We start from the raw sequence: 15,083 nt of genomic DNA, 5'->3' as shown, positions 1-15,083 counted from the left end.
CGGCCGATGCGGCTACAGGTACTTCTTGAACGTCGCCGACGCGATGCAGACCGCGACGCCGAGCAGCGCGGCGCTTGGCAGCAGGATCAGCAGCGGATGCACGCTGACCGGCAGCGCCAGGTACGTGACCCAGGGCAGCACCGCCAGCGGCATCAGGCTGGCCCTCGCCCGGTGGTAGACGAAGCCCGATTCGCGCCCGGCGCCGAAGCCGCGCACGTCACGGCGCACCAGGCCATCCACCAGGCCGGTGAAGGCCGCCATCAGGAACAGCGGCAAGGTCAGGATCAGTACCAGCAGCCGCACGAGGAACACCAGCACCGTGTAGGCCGAGGCGATGACGTAGCTCTCGACATGCGCGTAGAGCTGCCCGATGTAGTAGCGGAAGTCCTGCGCCTGGCTCTTGGCACCGGCGCGTGATTGCGCCGCGGCGTCGCGTATCCAGTCCAGCAGGCCCGTCTTCACGAACAAGCCCTGGTAGGCCCACTCGACAAGCTGGCGCGCACTACGCCCCGGCTCCTGCACCAGCACGCTTTGCGTGAAATGCTCCGAGAGCTGCGACAGTTCGTAGTTCAACATGCCCTGCGCATGGCGCCAGCCCTGCTCGGGCCAGAGGAAGTGCATGCCGATGCACTCGATCACGATGCACAGCAGCAGCGAGCCGATCAACACACCGAACAGCCGGAACGGCAGCGTCACCAGCCCCGCGATCAGGCCCTGCTGGCGAATCTGTTGGCGCTGGACGGCGACGGCGGGATCGCTCATGCCGTGGCCTCTTCATCCGCGCTCGCCATCTGCTTGAAGTCGGCGAGCAGATCGTCGGGCAGTGCCTGGTCCTGCAGACCGGGAAGCCCCTTGTTGTCCCACCAGTCGCCGGCCTCGACGTAGTGCCGCCGCATATAGCCGGCCAGCTCCTGCAGATCCTTGGGCATGGCCTCGTCGGGATCGGGTGCCGGCAAGGGCATGCGCACCTTCCACAGGTGCCCGCCCTCGATCAGCGCGAAGCATTGGCCCTTGGGCAGGCCGACCACGTGCGCTGGTTCGATCAATGGCACGCTGTTGCTGCTGATGCGGTCCTGCGTGTTCGACGTGAACGCGGTGTTGCCGGTCGGGTCGGAGCTGTCGGTGGCGCCGCTCATCACCGTCGTCGTGTAGACCTCGACCTTGGGCAGTTGGCGCGTCAGCAGTTCGGCCGTGGCGGTCTCGCGCACGCGCAGCATGAACAGGTTGTTGAAGTTGCCGACGACCTGACCCGCCTTCGCGCGGTTGCCGATGCGCGCCTCGATGTCCGAGAGGGTCTGCGTGTAGGCCGTGACCTGCACGCCGGCACCGCCACCCTTGTTGACCATCGGAATAAACTCATCGCCCATGAGTTCGTTGAACTCGTCGGCGTGCACGTTGATCGGCACCTTCACGCCCGTCGCGGCACCCGGCAGGCCGTCGTCGATGCCGAACTTGTAGATGTGGCCGGCGACCGAGACGAGATCGCTGAACATCGAGTTGCCGACTGCCGCCGCGACTTCCGCGTCCGACAGCGCATCGAGGCCGACGTAGACCACGGCCCGCTTTCGGATGATCTGCATCCAGTCGAAGATCGGCCGCGGGTCGGAGAGGTCCGAATAGTTCGGCGCCAGCAACTGGGCGATCTTGCCGGTGGTCAATTTCTCCAGCAGAGGCAACAGCGACGCGACGATCTTGTCGAAGTACGTCCGGTCGTAGCGCACCGCGCTGCGCAGGCCGTCGAGCACCGGGTCGTAGATGCGCACCTGCGAGAGGTACTGTTCCAGCGCGACGACGCGCTTCTCGCGGCCGATCATGTTGCGCGGGATGTTCTTGTCGTTCAGCTTGGCTTCGAGCTGGACGATGACCTCCCAGGCCTTGGGCTCGTTCCGGGCGAAGTAGTGCTGGGCGTACTCGATGAACAGCGCATCGATGTTGATGACATGGCGCTGGATCAGCAGGTAGTCGGGCCGCTGCCCCAGCTCGACCAAGGCCCGCGCGATGATGTTGACGAAGCGCCAGGCGAACTCGCGGAACGCCGCGCTGTTGCCTTCACCGGAAAGCTGGCCCGCGATGCGCGTGGCGACTTCCGAGATGCGTCCGAAGCGGCCCACCGCGTTGTAGCGCGCGGAGATGTCCGGCCAGCCCAGGTGAAAGACATAGAACTCGCCTTCGCGCCCGGCGCGCTTGGCTTCCACGTACATGCGCTTGAGCAAGTCGGCATCGCCCTTCGGGTCGAAGACGATCACGACCTCGTGCTGTCCGTTGACCTTGCGCCGGATGTCCTGGGTGATGAACAGCTCGGCCAGGCGGGTCTTGCCGACGCGGGTCGTACCTAACACCAGGCTGTGGCTGACGCGCTCGGCCAATGGCAGCGTGACGTCGACCTCGTGCGGTTCGATACCGTGCAGCCGCGGCATACCGCCCACCGGCGGCAGCGGACGCGCCGGGTTGAGCGGGTTGTCCCAGGCCAGGGCCTTCGCCATCTTCGACAGCGGGTACGGCGCGAACTCCAGGCGCTCTTCCATGCGCCGCGCCATCCGGTAGATCGTCGTCGGCTCGACGTAGCGGCGGAACTCCGGCCGGTAGGTCTGCATGAGCCGGTGCGTGTGTCGCTGATCCCAGCGGAAGCCCCGGCCGACAAACAACCGCTGCTGGCTCACCGGCACGTCGCGGCTGGTCATCACGTAGCGCGGCAGGCGGCGGATGTTGCGCCGGTAGCGCAGGATGGCCCAAGCATCGTGAAAACGCAGCGTGCCGAAGGTGAGGAAAGCGAGCGCGCTGCCCAGGCCGAGCAAGGGGCTCAGCGCGAGCGACCACGGGGCCACCAGGCACAGAAGCGCGGCGCCCGCACAGACCGCGACGGTGTATAGCTCCACCGCTGGCCGCAGCAAGACTTCGACGGCTTGGGACTGGGCCATGGCGGGTGCTTCACGTCACGTCAGGGCTCGATGCCGGAGGCGGTGATCAGCACCGGGTAGTGCTTGAGCCCCAAGCGCTGCGCCAGCTCGTCGCCCGAGGCCGGCGAGAGCATCAAGCCCGGTACCAGGCGGCGCAGTGCGGCCAGGGCTTCGGGCGTCGCAACGTTGACCACCAGGCCCACGGCGCGCAGCGCCTGCAAGTCCTTGCCCCGCTGTTTGAGCCAGGCGCGCGAGCGGTCGTCGTCGCCGACCAGGAACAGCGGCGTCAGGCCCGGTGCGCGGATCACGCGGCGCGGCTCGTCGCCGGGTGTTAGCCGCATCGAGCGCACCGGCAGCATGGCCGCCTCGGCTTCGGCCGGGCCGCCAATGCGCGGCTTGGATTGCGGCGTGGCTGGCTGACCGGGCTGCGCATCCTGCGGGTTCAAGGCGCGGTAGTACGGCAGCACCGAGGTGCCGCCCTTGTCCTCGACCACGATCAGCGGCGGGGAGCTGTTCTTGCTGAGAGGGCCGCGGTCCTGCGCGTCGGCGGTGGTGGCCAGCAGCGCCGCAGTCGCGGCAACGAGGATGCGGTTCATGGCATGGGGCTCCGGGCAGAGGGAAGTGAGGCGCCCGGCCCGAGCACGCGGGTCAGGTGCTGGTGGACGCTGCGGCGGTAGCGGGCGGCGGGCTCGCCGCCCGCGGGGCGGTGGTAGCGGCCAATGGCGACCAGCCAGTCCTCGCCCGGCGTGTGCTGCTCCTGCAGGATTTCCGCGGCGATGGCGAGGTTGCGGTATGGGTCCAGCAGCTCGCAGGGATGCGCGTAGCGGTGCGCGTGGTAGCCGAGGTTGACCTGGCCGAGGCCGGCGTCGATGCGGTTGGCCGGCGTGCGGGCGAGCGCCCGGCGGATGCCTGCGCAGGCCTCGGCCCGCGTGGCGTAGCGTTCGGCGCGGCCGGCGACGTTGAGCGTCCACGGCCACGGGATCAACCGGCCGCGCAGCCGGGCGCCGCTCTCCTGCAGCGCCACCGCATACAGCACCGGCGACGGCACGCCCGCCTGCTGAGCGGCGAGCTGGTAGGCGGGTGGCGGCACCTCCTGGCCGAAGACGATGGCGGCATGGGCGCAAAGGCCGAGGACCAAGGCCGCGCAGCCTGCACGGCGGGTTACTGCCGCTGCCATTGGCCGTTGACCTCGCGCACCACAGCGGGCAGATCGCCGGGCAGGCCGAGCGACAGCCAGCGCCCGGCGTCATGGTTGAGCGTGATGGTGCGGGAGCGCACGCGGCCGGCGTCGATGCCGGCCTGCGTCGCCCACTGGCGGATGCGGGCGTCCTCCTGGCGGCTGCCGACCATGTAGAGGTCGAAGGCGGTGCCGGCCGCCTGCAACTGGCGCACGCGCTGCTCGCACGGCGGGCACTCGGCCTTCACGAAAACCGCCAGCCGGCCCGAGCCCCGGTTGCCGGCGCCCGGCACCTTCGCGCCGGGCATGTTCACGCGCTGCTGTCCCGGATAGAGCCGCTTCCACGCCGCGTCGTAGGCCCGCTGGTACGCCAGCGTCTTGCCCACGCGCTTCGATTCCGCCTGCACCTGCAGCTCTGCATAGCGGTTGCGTTCCTCGTCGCTGCGCGCCTCGATGCCCAGCGCCGTCAGCGGATCGAGGTTCGGGGAATAGATGCCCAGCGGCCCCTGCATCAGTTGGCGGTAGCGCGCCCACTCCTCGGGGCGCAGGCCCCAATCGCGTGCCAGGCGCTCGTCCAGCGCAGCGTCGCTGCTGTTCTGCACCTGGGCGGGAACGGTGCGAGAGGACGCGACCGGCGCCGACTGCGCCGAGGCCGTGCCTGCGACAGCGGCGAGGATGGCGGCGAAGCAGATCGCGGCGTGCTTCATGGCCGGCTCCTATGGCAGCGCAAGGCGCTGGGTCTGGCCGTCCACGCGGAATACGGCGGCGCGCGCCTCGATCGCCAGCAGATGCCACGCGCCTACGGCATCGCCTTCGCGCAGCAGCCACACGTCCAGCACCGACGAGGCCTTGGGCGCCGCCACCGACAGGAAGCGCTCGCCGCCGCGCAGCTCCACGCCCACGACGTTGAACGGCGGTTCGGGCACCTTGGGATTGGCCGGCTCGGCGGTGCGCCGGGGTGCCGCGGCAGGCGCGGCGGTTCGCTTCATGCGCGCTTCGAGGTCGCCCATGCGCGCCTGCAGCGCCTGCAAGTCGCCGGTATGGGCGTCTGCGGCCTGGGCCTGCTCGACCTGCGTCAGGCGCTCGTCCAGCGCCTTGTGCGCGGCCTCGAAGTCGGGCTGGGTGACAGGCTTGGGCTGGTTCTTCGAGGCCGCCGCCTGCTGTTCGAGTTCGGCGACGCGCGTGTTGAGCGCCTGCACGTGCGCATCCTGGGCGCTGGCCTGGCTCTGCTCGCTCAGGCGCGACAGGCCCACGCTGCTGACGACCGCGAGGATGCTCACGAGCAGCAGCCACGCGGTCGCTGCGATGTTCAACCAGCGCGCGCGGCCGGCGTTCTCGTCGGGAAGCTGCGGGATGGTCATGGCTGGGCCTCCTGGGGCACGTGGGGTTCGGCGGCCGGCGCGCTCGATGCGGCAGCCGCAGGAATGGGGCTGGCGCCCGGCGCACGCGCAGTCGTCAGGCGCGCGAAGCACACCGCGCGCGCAGCGTCATCGACGGACAGATCCCAGGCCGGACCGGCCAGCGCCAGCAGGGCATCGCGCAGCGGCAGTGGCCCGAGCCGCAGGTGCGCCGCCGGCAGCGGCAGCGTGAACAGCGAAGCGGCGTCCGGCGCATCGCAAAGGCGGTAGCCGGTGCGCAGCAGCACGTGCCGCAGGGCATCGCCGACGCTCGCGTCCAAGGTCGGCGGAATCGAAATCTCGATCACCTGCCGCAGCAGGTCGCGCTGCGCCGGTTCCGGCACCATCTCGACCAGCGTGTAGCGCCCATAACGGGCCACCGGGATCAGGCTCGGCTCGGGCTCCGGGGCGATGGTCCTGACCAACACCGCAGGCTCGGGAATCGAGTCAGGGGCAGTCGGGGTGCTCGCCGTGCCCGTGGCGGCGCAGCCGGTGATGAGCACGCAGCCAACCAGCAAGGCAGGCGCAGCCAGGCGATGAACGACGCAGGTGAGTGGTTGCATGGGGCAGTTCCCTGGAACACGGAGCCCTCACCATCGCCGCCGCAGGGCGTTGGGGCAGCAAACAAAGGGAACTGGCATGCGCCCGACTTCATGGCCTGCCGTCGATGTGCAGAACAAAAAAGAAGCCGGCGCCCGAAGGGCAGCCGGCGTGGGTGGGTGGGATCAGGCCGCGACGAGTTGCCGGGCCAGTGCCACCTCGACGGAATCACCGTCCTGGTTCAGCACATCCAGTCCCGACTCGGGCACGTCTCCCGACGTGCTCTGCGAGACCATGATCTTTCGCGCCATCAGCCCCAGGCAGGTCATCTGCGAGGAAGCCGCATAGCCGAGGTAGATCACGCGAACCGGCAGCTTCTGGCCGATGCGCCATGAGCGCCGGGCCGCCTGCTGCAGGCTGTAGACGTTGTAGCCCGACTGCATGAACACGATCGTCGGAAACTCCAACAGATCGAGACCCGTCTTGACCAGCTCCGGGTTCGTGACGAGCACGTCGATGCCACGGTCCAACTGCTCGGCGATCCAGTCTTCGCGACGGCTGGCGTCTACGCTCGCGCGCAACACCGCCACCTTGAAGCCCTCCTGCTCCAGCAGCACCTTCAAACGCGACGTGGTGTCGCGCGTTCCGGTGTAGACCGAGTAGACCAGCGTCTTGCGACCCGCAGCCTTCTCCTGCTTGCAGATCTCGATCAGCTCGCGCTCCTTGGGCATCACCTCCAGCTCGTTGAACTGAGCCGGGACGAAGGCCAAGGTCTGGCGCGTGCGAGGGTGCACCACCGTCTCCGACCGGAAGCAGCAATCCGGCCAGGCCAGCAGCACGTTGAGGACCACGCCGAGCAGCGTCGTGTCGCGCTTGGCCAGCGCCTGTTTCAGCGCCGAGGTCAGACGAAACGACAGATCGCGATAGGCCGCGGCTTGCGCCGTGTCCATCGCCACCTCGCGGAACTCCTCGTCGTAGGACGGCAGCACGTTGCCGCCAATGTCCTTGAGCTTGAGGAATACCGTGAACGGCAGGACGCAACGCAGCACGCCCTTCGGGCCGAAGCCCGGCGCCTTGACCGTGCGCACCGAAACCTTGGTGCCCTTGGCCGTCTTGTGCGCCGTGCCCGTGCTCTCGGAATAGATGTCCTTGAGGATGCCGTGATCGCGCATGAACGCCATCGCGGCCGAGGTCATGCTGCCGCTCTTGGTCGGGCGGTAGCCGTCTTCGATCATTCGCCCCGGCAGGGCTCGGAACAGCAGGTGGAACAGGTCGTCGCCGTAGCCGCCCATCAGCGTGCCGGTGAGCAGCAGCGTCTTGCGTGCCTTGGCCGCCAAAACCCCCATCGCTTGGCCCTGTGCGGAGCCGCCGTTCTTGTACTCGTGCGCCTCGTCGGCGATGAGCAAATCGAACGTGCCTTGCGGCAGGTAGCGTTTGACGAATTCGGACGGCTGGTAGCCGCCTTCGCCGAAGCCGAACTCCATGTTCGCCATCGCCCGCTCCATGCGGTGCGCCTGACGATCCGAGAAGACCAGCTCGCCCTTGGCATCCATGAGGTTGATGAACTCGTGGATGTTGTCGCCCAGCATCGAGGCCAGGAAGCCGTCGCCGAACTTCTTCATCAGCTTCTGCGCGGTGACTTCCCCGATGGTCGGGATGCGCTGCAAGGCTTTGAAGACGGCCGTGGACTGGTCGCTGGCGGACAGGCTCCGCGGTCGCATCAGCGTCCACAGTGGTGCGGCGCAATGGCTGCACCGGCGGCGGTAGTCCTCGGCTTCGAGTTCGACCGGGTTGATCGGCTCGCCGTCGAGGTTGGTGATGACCTGGCCGCAGTCCGGGCATGCGCCCACTTCGCCGTGCCGCGTGCGCCGCACGTTGAAGACGGGCTTCCAGTGGAACCCCATGCGCATGCGCACGCGCCCGAGCACGTAGAACTCCTGGCCGCGTACCGGCACGCCCAACTGCTCGCGCAGCTTGATGAGCTTGACCAGCGTGTCCGGGCCATTGAGCACCCAGACCTTGGCACCGGCCACCGTCTCCTGGATTTCCCGGCGCCACTTGTAGACCAGGTGGGGCGGTGAGAGGACCAGCGTGCGACGGTAGCCTTCGGCGTGCAGCACGGCCGCCGTGGCAATGCCAACGGTGGTCTTGCCGCAGCCCATTTCGCCATTGACGATCGCGGCGCGTTCGCCGCGGTCGGCCAGCAGCTCGGTGACGGCATGCACCACCTCGGCTTGCGCGCCGAACAGCTTGCGCTTGAGACTGGCCAGCACGAGCTGGCGATGCGGCCGGGCCTGGCCGGCGTAGACGGGGGGGGTTGGCACGGTTGAGCGAGTCCAGCAGCTCGTCGCCGAATTCGGCAACGAAATCCTGGAGGCTCATCGCCAGGGGAGAAGCAGCCGCTTCGAGCAGATCGCCCTGGACGGGCGTGCCATCGGCGGCGGAAACAACGTCGGTATCGAGGGACATGGTGATGCTCCAAATGAAATGGGGCATGCACCTCCCCTGCGGGGCGATTGCATGCCCCGTGGTGGGAAGAGAAGAACGGCGCGTGGCCGCGGTAGATGAAGATCAGTATTCGCTGGGCAACAGCAGCGTGGTCACGCTGCGATCCCATTCGGTGATGATCCAAAGCTTCAGGTCGGGCGCGACCTGGTAGGACGAGAACAGCCGATCCTCGCCGGAGCGCAACGCGGCATCGTTCTGCCGCCGGTCGCTGTCGTCGAGGTCGCCCCAATCGCCGCTGAGATGGCGGCAGAGGTACGGGGTCGGGTTGAGCCGGCCCTGCCGGACCAGCGCGTCAATGCCGCAGGTCATGACAAGGTGACCGGGGGCAAAGCGTGCTTGCAACGCCACGTTGAGAACTGCGAATGCCATGGTGTTTCTCCTTCGGATGAAAGAGGGGCCACGGCACCCGGCGGGGTGACATGGCCCCGTTGGGTGGATGAGTTGGTGGATGAAGCGACGGCGAACCGTCAGGGAACAGCGATCAGCGGATGGTCAGCACCTCGCCACACGTCGACGAGCCCGGCGTCATGTCCCAGGCGCGGATGACCGGCACGAACTTGTCGGTCAGGATGCGCGTCTCGGCCACGGTGCCGTCGTCGCGCTCGGTGTACTCCGTCTGCAAGGTCTTCTCCTTGTGCGTGTCGCCCTTGACGACGAGCACGCGGCCCGTCTTAGACTTCACCACGCCGGAAATCGCACCCGCGGCGAGCGCTAAGGCGAGATGCCAATGCGATAACCCTCGCGCCGGGGACCGCAGCGACTGCTGCGCGGCGCCAAGGTGCGTGTCGAGCGTCGGCCAGAGTCCTTGCAGCCGGCCGACTTCATCGGCGAACTGCTCGGGCTCCATCGTCACGCGGTAGAAGTGCTCCGGCTCGGCCGTGGCAGGCACCGTGTACGGCAGGAACGGCCATTCAACCGGCAGTTCCTCCGCTTCGGCGTCGCCTTGCCCGATCTGCAACAGCAGCGCGCGCGTGGCCTTGCACGAATCCGATACCTGGTCACGCTGGCGAACCTTGCGACCGAAGATCACGATTTGCCTGAACTGCGCGTCCACCGCGCGGTAGATGCGCAGCTCGGCGAAGTGCCGGGTCAGCCATCCGACCAGCTCGGCATCGAGCACATAGTGCGGCACGATGTAGATCAGCACGCCGCCGTATTGCAGCAGCGGCAGCGCCTTCTGATAGAACAGCTTTTCCAGCCTGGCACGGCCCTGGCTCTGGTAGCCGACGTTGCCGTTGGCATCCTTGGACAGGTCGCCATACGGCGGGTTGAGCCACAGCAGGCCGAAACTCTGCCGGCTGATCAGCGTGTCCATCAGGTCGCCGTGGATGCAGCGATCGACCAACTGCCGGGCGTGGCGTGCACGCTCGGCCTCGTACTCGACGGCGAAGGCCTGGACCCGCTCGCGCCCGAGGGCGTGCGCGGCTTCGGCGATCGCCACGCCTTCGCCGGCGCAGGGATCGAGGATGCACAGCGGTCCGGCCGAGGCCTCGGCGGGCGCCAGTGCGGCGAGTGCTCTTTCGAGCGTGGGTTCATCCGTGGGGAAGTACCCGTTCTTGATGAAGTTGCGGGCGAGCCGCGGGAACATGAGGGCCATGGGAATCTCCTGAAGATGAAGGGATGCGGACATGCGCGCGTGCATGTCCGGTGAAGGAACCTCAAGCCACCGCTTCGAGCGGTCGGGCCGAGGGCATGCGGCTGACGGGCGTGTCGGCGACCAGCGCACCGCTGCGGATCAGGCCGCCCAGCACCTGGGTCAGCGTCGGCACGTCGATGGCGAGCCGATGGCCTTCCAGGGGACCGAGGGCGAACGGCAGGCGCGTCAGCATTGACTTCGCCTGCAGCAGCTCCAGCACGCCATCGCGCCAGGGATCGAGAAGCGGCAGCGGGCAGGTGTCCCGCACCAGCCTCCACATCCGGTCGAGCCGGTGCGCGGAGCCGCGGGGCAGGAGCGCCAGCGCGCTGGCGTTGGCCTTGTCGGGCTTGACGCAGCGCCGATCGAACAGCCAGATGTTGGTCAGCGAGCCGAACAGCGTGCGCCGGTAGGCGCGTGCGCTGCGCTTTTCCAGGTTCTCGACGTTGCCGACGAAGACCGGGATGCTCGCGCCCTGCTCGGTGATGACGTGGAACTGGTCCAGTCCCTGCTCGTCCCGGCCCAGGGTGAGGCGGGCCAGGAATCCCTGGACGGCGGTGTCGCGCGCCCAGAGAGAGATGAAGACCAGGTTGCCGTTCTCGTCACCGACGACGCCATCGGCCATCAGGTCGGGGCATTCGTCGATGCGATAGAGCGTCTTGGGGGAAGAAGGTGCAGGCATGGTGATGTCCTCGAAGTGAGCGGAGACAGCACCACCCGCTAGGGCAGTCACTGCCCCAGGGGGATGAAAGAAGACGCGGTGAACGTCGTTGTGAAGAATCAGACCGTGCGTCGCAACGCACCGTAGCCTTGAAGGTCTGGGCTACCTGGGCATGTTGTCGGCTACGCCGACGGACACGAGTCATAGCCTGCGCCAAGCTGCGTACACCGCGTGAGCGAAAAACCGACCCGGCGCCCAACCCTGTTTGCGCTGGCGCATCGCCCGCGGCGCCGGAAGGACGGCCGCAAAAGAAAACCGCCCCGGGGACACCGAGGCGGCAAAGATGACTGCTTGGCTCAGGGAGGAAAAGCCAGGGAGGTATGCAGTCGAATCTCGATTTTCGAGGCAGCCGCGAATTGCCGCATTAGGGTTACACCGAACCAAATGGAACACGGTGCGCTGGCAGCACAGCACCAGCCAAAAAAAAGGTTCTTCACCCAACTCCGGGGAATGCTGCCCGGATCTTGAGGAAGAAGTAGGCGTCATCACGGAAGCCGTAGGCCATGCGCTTGATGACCTTGATCTTGTTGTTGATGCCCTCGATGAGGTTGGTCCCCAGTGGGAATCTGCAATGGGCGAGGATGCCCGGCAGGTAGGGCTTGAGCTTGGCGGCAAAGCGTTTGAGGGGCTCGATACGGCTGCGTCGCGCTTTGGTGTACCAACTCTTCCAGGCGCGCTCGGCGTAGCCGGGATGGCGATAGCTCCACAGGTCCTTGAGCGCATCGCGCAGTACATGGACGACGAACAGGGCGCGGTTGGCGGCCAACAGTTCCTTGAGCTGAACATCCTGCCCAGGCGCCAAGTTCTCTGCGTTCTTCAATAGCAGCCAGCGCGCCCCTTTGACCACCCGCCGAGCGGGCTTGTCAGCGCGGAGTTCGTTGGCACGATCAACCCGCACTCGGTCAATCACCTCGCGCCCGTACTTGGCCACCACATGGAACAAGTCGAAGACGATGGCGGCCTGCGGGCAGTGGTGCTTGACCTCAATCTCGTAGCCCGCGTTCATGTCCATGACGGCAGCGCGCAGTTGCTTGCAACGCTGCGGGCCAAGCAGCTCGAAGAAGGGTCGCACATCGGCGCGGCCACGCCCTCGCCCCACCCACAGCACACGCTTGCGCGTGGGCTCCACGATGACCGTCGCATAGCGGTGGCCCTTCTGGATGGCAAACTCGTCCATGCCGATCACCTCCAAGCCATCCAGATCGATGGGGCCGAGTTGGCGCTGTAAGCTGGCGAAGTCCAAGTCCTTGACGGTCTTCCAGTCCAGCCCGAAGTAGCTGGCCACATGGCGTATCGAGGCCACCTTGCACAGTTGGGCCACCGACTCGCCCAGACGCCGAGTCACTCGTGCATACGGTTGCAGCCAGGCCAGCCGCTCCAGCTTGGGGCCGCAATTGCGGCAGGCTACGCGCAGCCTGGGCACGATCAGCTCGACCCGATGCTCGAAGATCGGTAGGTCCCGGATGCGGCGCTCTTCTTGATCGTGGACGGCCTGCGTCAGCCCGCCACACTGGCTACAGCAGCGCAATGAGCCCACTACGGCCTGCAGTCGCAGCACGCACCAGGACCGTCCATCCCGCTGCTCCTGCCAGTCTTCCACCACCTCGTACCCGCTCCAGCTTCCCAGCCGAGTCATAGGATGCGCTTGGGCCATGGTCGCCCTCCTGCCGTCTTGATGCTTGGTACCACCAAGGTAGCAGTGACGACCGTGTGCCCGCCTTTGGCTTCACGGACATTGGCGAAGAACCAAAAAAAAGCGGACCATGCCGTGAGGCACGATCCGCTTGTGGGTCAGGCTTTGAGCTGGCGTAGGCCGTCCGCGAGCAGCCACAGCGCCCGGTTGAGCCGGACGTTCTGGTCGATGCCCTGGACGGCTCGCGTGCGCTGCCGGCGCCCGTTGGCAGCACGGCCGCTCAGGCCGCCCTTGACCAGGTTCTCCTGGACTCTGTTGAAGACAGTCCACAGGTCGGCGCGGTTGTCGTCGTAACGACGGGGCCGCAGGATCTGGGTCTCCGTGATGGGCAAGGCCTTGCCCGAATCGTCGTACTTCAAGGTCAGCGCCGACCTGGCGAAGACCTCGGCCTCGCCGTTGTCCAGCGTGATGCCCTGCATGGCGTCGCGCGAGTCCTGCACGCGCTCGAAGCCGTGCAGCACCTCGTAGGCGCCTTCGATCACGTGATCGGTGACGTTGCCCTTGTGGGGCACCCGCACGTCGGCGAAGGTGTCGCCGCACACCAGGCCGTTGTGGCAGACGAATCTGAACAGGCCCGCGAGCATCTGGTAGCTGCTGCTGCCGTCGTGCGAGTTGAGCAGGATGATCTCGTTCGCCTCGGCGCCGTTGATCTGGCTGGCGTGGCGAAGGCGCAGCATGTGCTTGGTGTAGTCGCGGCGGTCCTCGTGCCGCACGCGGGTCTGGCACACCATGAACGGCTGGAAGCCTTCCTTGCGCAGTTCAGTCAGCACAGCCGCCGTGGGGATGTAGCTGTACCGTTCGGAGCGGCTTTCGTGCGGGGTGTCCGCGAAGATGGACGGGGCCACGGTGCGAATCTGATCATCCGACAGCGGATAGTCGGCGCGCAGCACCGGGGAGCGAAAAGCGAAGCGGGAAGCGAGTTGCATGATGATCTCCTTGCGGAATGAAGCAATCGGTATCCAGCGGCCGAGGCCGGATGCGCGGATTGCATGGGACGAAGAAAAGCCCTGCTGAACAGGGCCTGATGGAAGGGATGAAGAAGCGCGTCGCTGGGAAGCGGCCTATGGGTTCTGAACCGGCTCCCAGCCTCGGCTATGCGGGTTGAAGCAAAGCGCTTCCTGGCCTTTAAGGATCGGCGTGAAGCCTTCGAGGAAGATGTAGCGCAAGTACAGGGCGCGGTAGGTCAGTGCCTGCCACGCCTGTTCTTCGCTCAGGCCGTTGGCGATGAAGTGCTCGCGCAGCTCGTCGTCGTCGGAAACCTCGTTGTTGGCCAACTGGTCTTCGACGAAGCGAAGCAGCTCGGGCCGCATGGACGACAGGATGGTGTCCATGTGCGCCTCACTCAGTGGCTGCATCGCCGGCCACACTGCTCGCCGGATGCTGCTGATGGAAGGCATGCACCCTTGCGCGCCAAGTGGCGCAGCGCTGCGGCGCCATGTCGAGATAGCGCAGCGGGCACGAGTAGTAGTACGGGTGCTCGGCCTCGACCAGGGACTTGTAGCCCCATTCGCGGCCCTCGCTTTCCAGCAGATGGCAGCCGATCAAGGTGGCCGACTCTCCGGGTGCGAGACCCAGGACACCGGCCTGCTTGGCGGTGACGCGCACCACCGTCCACAGCACGTTGCCGACCAGCGTGTGATCGATGACCTCATTGCGCGACCGCTCGGTTTCCTCAGTTGCGGTCAGCTCGCGGATCAATTGATCGCGCGTCAATCGAACGAATGTCCAGCCCATGGAATGACTCCTGTGAGAAAGGGCCGGAGTCCTCCCGCCGGGGAAGGAACCCCGGCGGGTTGGTGGAAAGCCGCAGGCATGCGGCGTGAAGTGGCGATGGGATCAGACCCTGGCGAGGTGCCAGTCCTGGGACAGCGGAGCGAACTCGTAGCCCAGGTCGCCGAGACGGTCGCGCTGCTGACGCAGCACGCGCCGATCCACGGTGGCATCGAGCTTGACGACATCGCCCAGCGGCCAGAGCACACCGAACAGTGCCGCGTCGCCGTCTTCGTCCGCCTGGACCGGAGCCTCGGCAGACGCAGCAGCCGGTTCGCTGCCGAACGGCGTGGTATCGACCAGCGGGTCGCGCGAGCTGCGCGCCTTCTTCCGGCCGGCCGCCTTGGGGGCGGTCGTCGGCGTCGGCGTGGCGGTCTGCGCTTCCTCGTCGATCGGATCGACTTCCTGCGGACTCAGCCGGCGGGCGTCGTCACGGCTCAGGGCGTCGATGTTGGACAAGGTCATCCCGCCCAGGAGGGCGCGGATCTCGATGACCATGCGACCGTTGGCGGTGTACGTGGACGGGCGAATCTCCGCGATGGCGAAATCGCCCTCGTACTTGCCTTCGGCGTACTGGTCGAGTTCGGCGTTCTTCACGACGAACTCGCCGATGGAGGTCGCAAGGCGCCCGACGTTGAAGTCGCCGTTGCGGCCGTGGATGGTCTTGATGGCCAATTGGCCGGGAATGGTGATCATGAAGAACTCCTGCGGACGAAGCTGCGGTCACGCACACGGCCGTCATGGTGA

General features: G+C 66.9%; 15 protein-coding genes and 1 pseudogene. All 16 read right to left on the bottom strand.

Annotated elements, in window-relative coordinates:
• Positions 1 to 12: 12 nt before the first annotated feature.
• Positions 13 to 762, bottom strand: coding sequence for a TIGR03747 family integrating conjugative element membrane protein (locus tag V8Z74_RS16730; RefSeq protein WP_096450692.1), 750 nt, complete (start codon positions 760 to 762; stop codon positions 13 to 15).
• Entirely contained in the window at positions 759 to 2,918 is a 2,160-nt protein-coding gene (traD, locus tag V8Z74_RS16725) for a type IV conjugative transfer system coupling protein TraD (RefSeq protein WP_096450694.1), read from the bottom strand. Before traD ends, V8Z74_RS16730 begins: the two co-directional genes overlap by 4 nt.
• Positions 2,919 to 2,938: 20 nt before the next feature.
• Positions 2,939 to 3,493: an integrating conjugative element protein gene (locus V8Z74_RS16720; protein ID WP_096450696.1), complete on the bottom strand. Its 555-nt coding sequence runs from the start codon at positions 3,491 to 3,493 to the stop codon at positions 2,939 to 2,941.
• Positions 3,490 to 4,074, bottom strand: a complete 585-nt coding sequence (locus V8Z74_RS16715; protein ID WP_096450698.1) for a lysozyme family protein — start codon at positions 4,072 to 4,074, stop codon at positions 3,490 to 3,492. Before V8Z74_RS16715 ends, V8Z74_RS16720 begins: the two co-directional genes overlap by 4 nt.
• Entirely contained in the window at positions 4,059 to 4,781 is a 723-nt protein-coding gene (locus V8Z74_RS16710; protein WP_096450700.1) for a TIGR03759 family integrating conjugative element protein, read from the bottom strand. Before V8Z74_RS16710 ends, V8Z74_RS16715 begins: the two co-directional genes overlap by 16 nt.
• Before the next feature lie 9 nt (positions 4,782 to 4,790).
• Positions 4,791 to 5,435 carry a hypothetical protein gene (locus V8Z74_RS16705; protein ID WP_096450702.1) on the bottom strand — a complete coding sequence of 215 codons (645 nt, stop codon included), beginning with the start codon at positions 5,433 to 5,435 and terminating at the stop codon, positions 4,791 to 4,793.
• Positions 5,432 to 6,034: a PFGI-1 class ICE element type IV pilus protein PilL2 gene (gene pilL2 / locus V8Z74_RS16700; protein ID WP_096450704.1), complete on the bottom strand. Its 603-nt coding sequence runs from the start codon at positions 6,032 to 6,034 to the stop codon at positions 5,432 to 5,434. The genes V8Z74_RS16705 and pilL2 overlap by 4 nt, the downstream gene beginning before the upstream one ends.
• Positions 6,035 to 6,196: 162 nt before the next feature.
• A pseudogene (locus tag V8Z74_RS16695) lies at positions 6,197 to 8,480 on the bottom strand (helicase-related protein).
• Positions 8,481 to 8,582: 102 nt separating this feature from the next.
• Positions 8,583 to 8,888, bottom strand: coding sequence for a hypothetical protein (locus tag V8Z74_RS16690; protein ID WP_096450706.1), 306 nt, complete (start codon positions 8,886 to 8,888; stop codon positions 8,583 to 8,585).
• 112 nt (positions 8,889 to 9,000) lie between these two features.
• Positions 9,001 to 10,116: a DUF6094 domain-containing protein gene (locus V8Z74_RS16685; RefSeq protein WP_096450708.1), complete on the bottom strand. Its 1,116-nt coding sequence runs from the start codon at positions 10,114 to 10,116 to the stop codon at positions 9,001 to 9,003.
• A 61-nt stretch (positions 10,117 to 10,177) separates the two neighbouring features.
• Positions 10,178 to 10,834: a hypothetical protein gene (locus V8Z74_RS16680; protein ID WP_349710304.1), complete on the bottom strand. Its 657-nt coding sequence runs from the start codon at positions 10,832 to 10,834 to the stop codon at positions 10,178 to 10,180.
• 472 nt (positions 10,835 to 11,306) lie between these two features.
• Complete coding sequence (locus tag V8Z74_RS16675) at positions 11,307 to 12,527, bottom strand: ISL3 family transposase (RefSeq protein WP_349710267.1); 1,221 nt, start codon at positions 12,525 to 12,527, stop codon at positions 11,307 to 11,309.
• Between the two features lie 137 nt (positions 12,528 to 12,664).
• A complete protein-coding gene (locus V8Z74_RS16670) occupies positions 12,665 to 13,492 on the bottom strand; it encodes a DUF932 domain-containing protein (protein ID WP_096450712.1) in 828 nt (275 codons plus the stop codon).
• 135 nt (positions 13,493 to 13,627) lie between these two features.
• Complete coding sequence (locus V8Z74_RS16665) at positions 13,628 to 13,897, bottom strand: hypothetical protein (protein ID WP_349710266.1); 270 nt, start codon at positions 13,895 to 13,897, stop codon at positions 13,628 to 13,630.
• A gap of 7 nt (positions 13,898 to 13,904) precedes the next feature.
• Entirely contained in the window at positions 13,905 to 14,300 is a 396-nt protein-coding gene (locus tag V8Z74_RS16660) for a hypothetical protein (RefSeq protein WP_292998665.1), read from the bottom strand.
• 102 nt (positions 14,301 to 14,402) lie between these two features.
• Entirely contained in the window at positions 14,403 to 15,032 is a 630-nt protein-coding gene (locus tag V8Z74_RS16655) for a DUF3275 family protein (protein ID WP_292998667.1), read from the bottom strand.
• Between the last annotated feature and the right edge of the window lie 51 nt (positions 15,033 to 15,083).

The sequence above is a fragment of the Comamonas sp. w2-DMI genome (assembly GCF_040187735.1).
Classification (GTDB): Bacteria; Pseudomonadota; Gammaproteobacteria; order Burkholderiales; family Burkholderiaceae_C; genus Comamonas; species Comamonas terrae.
The sequence above is the reverse complement of the archived record's forward strand: the minus strand, read 5'-3'. Positions and strand labels throughout refer to the sequence as shown.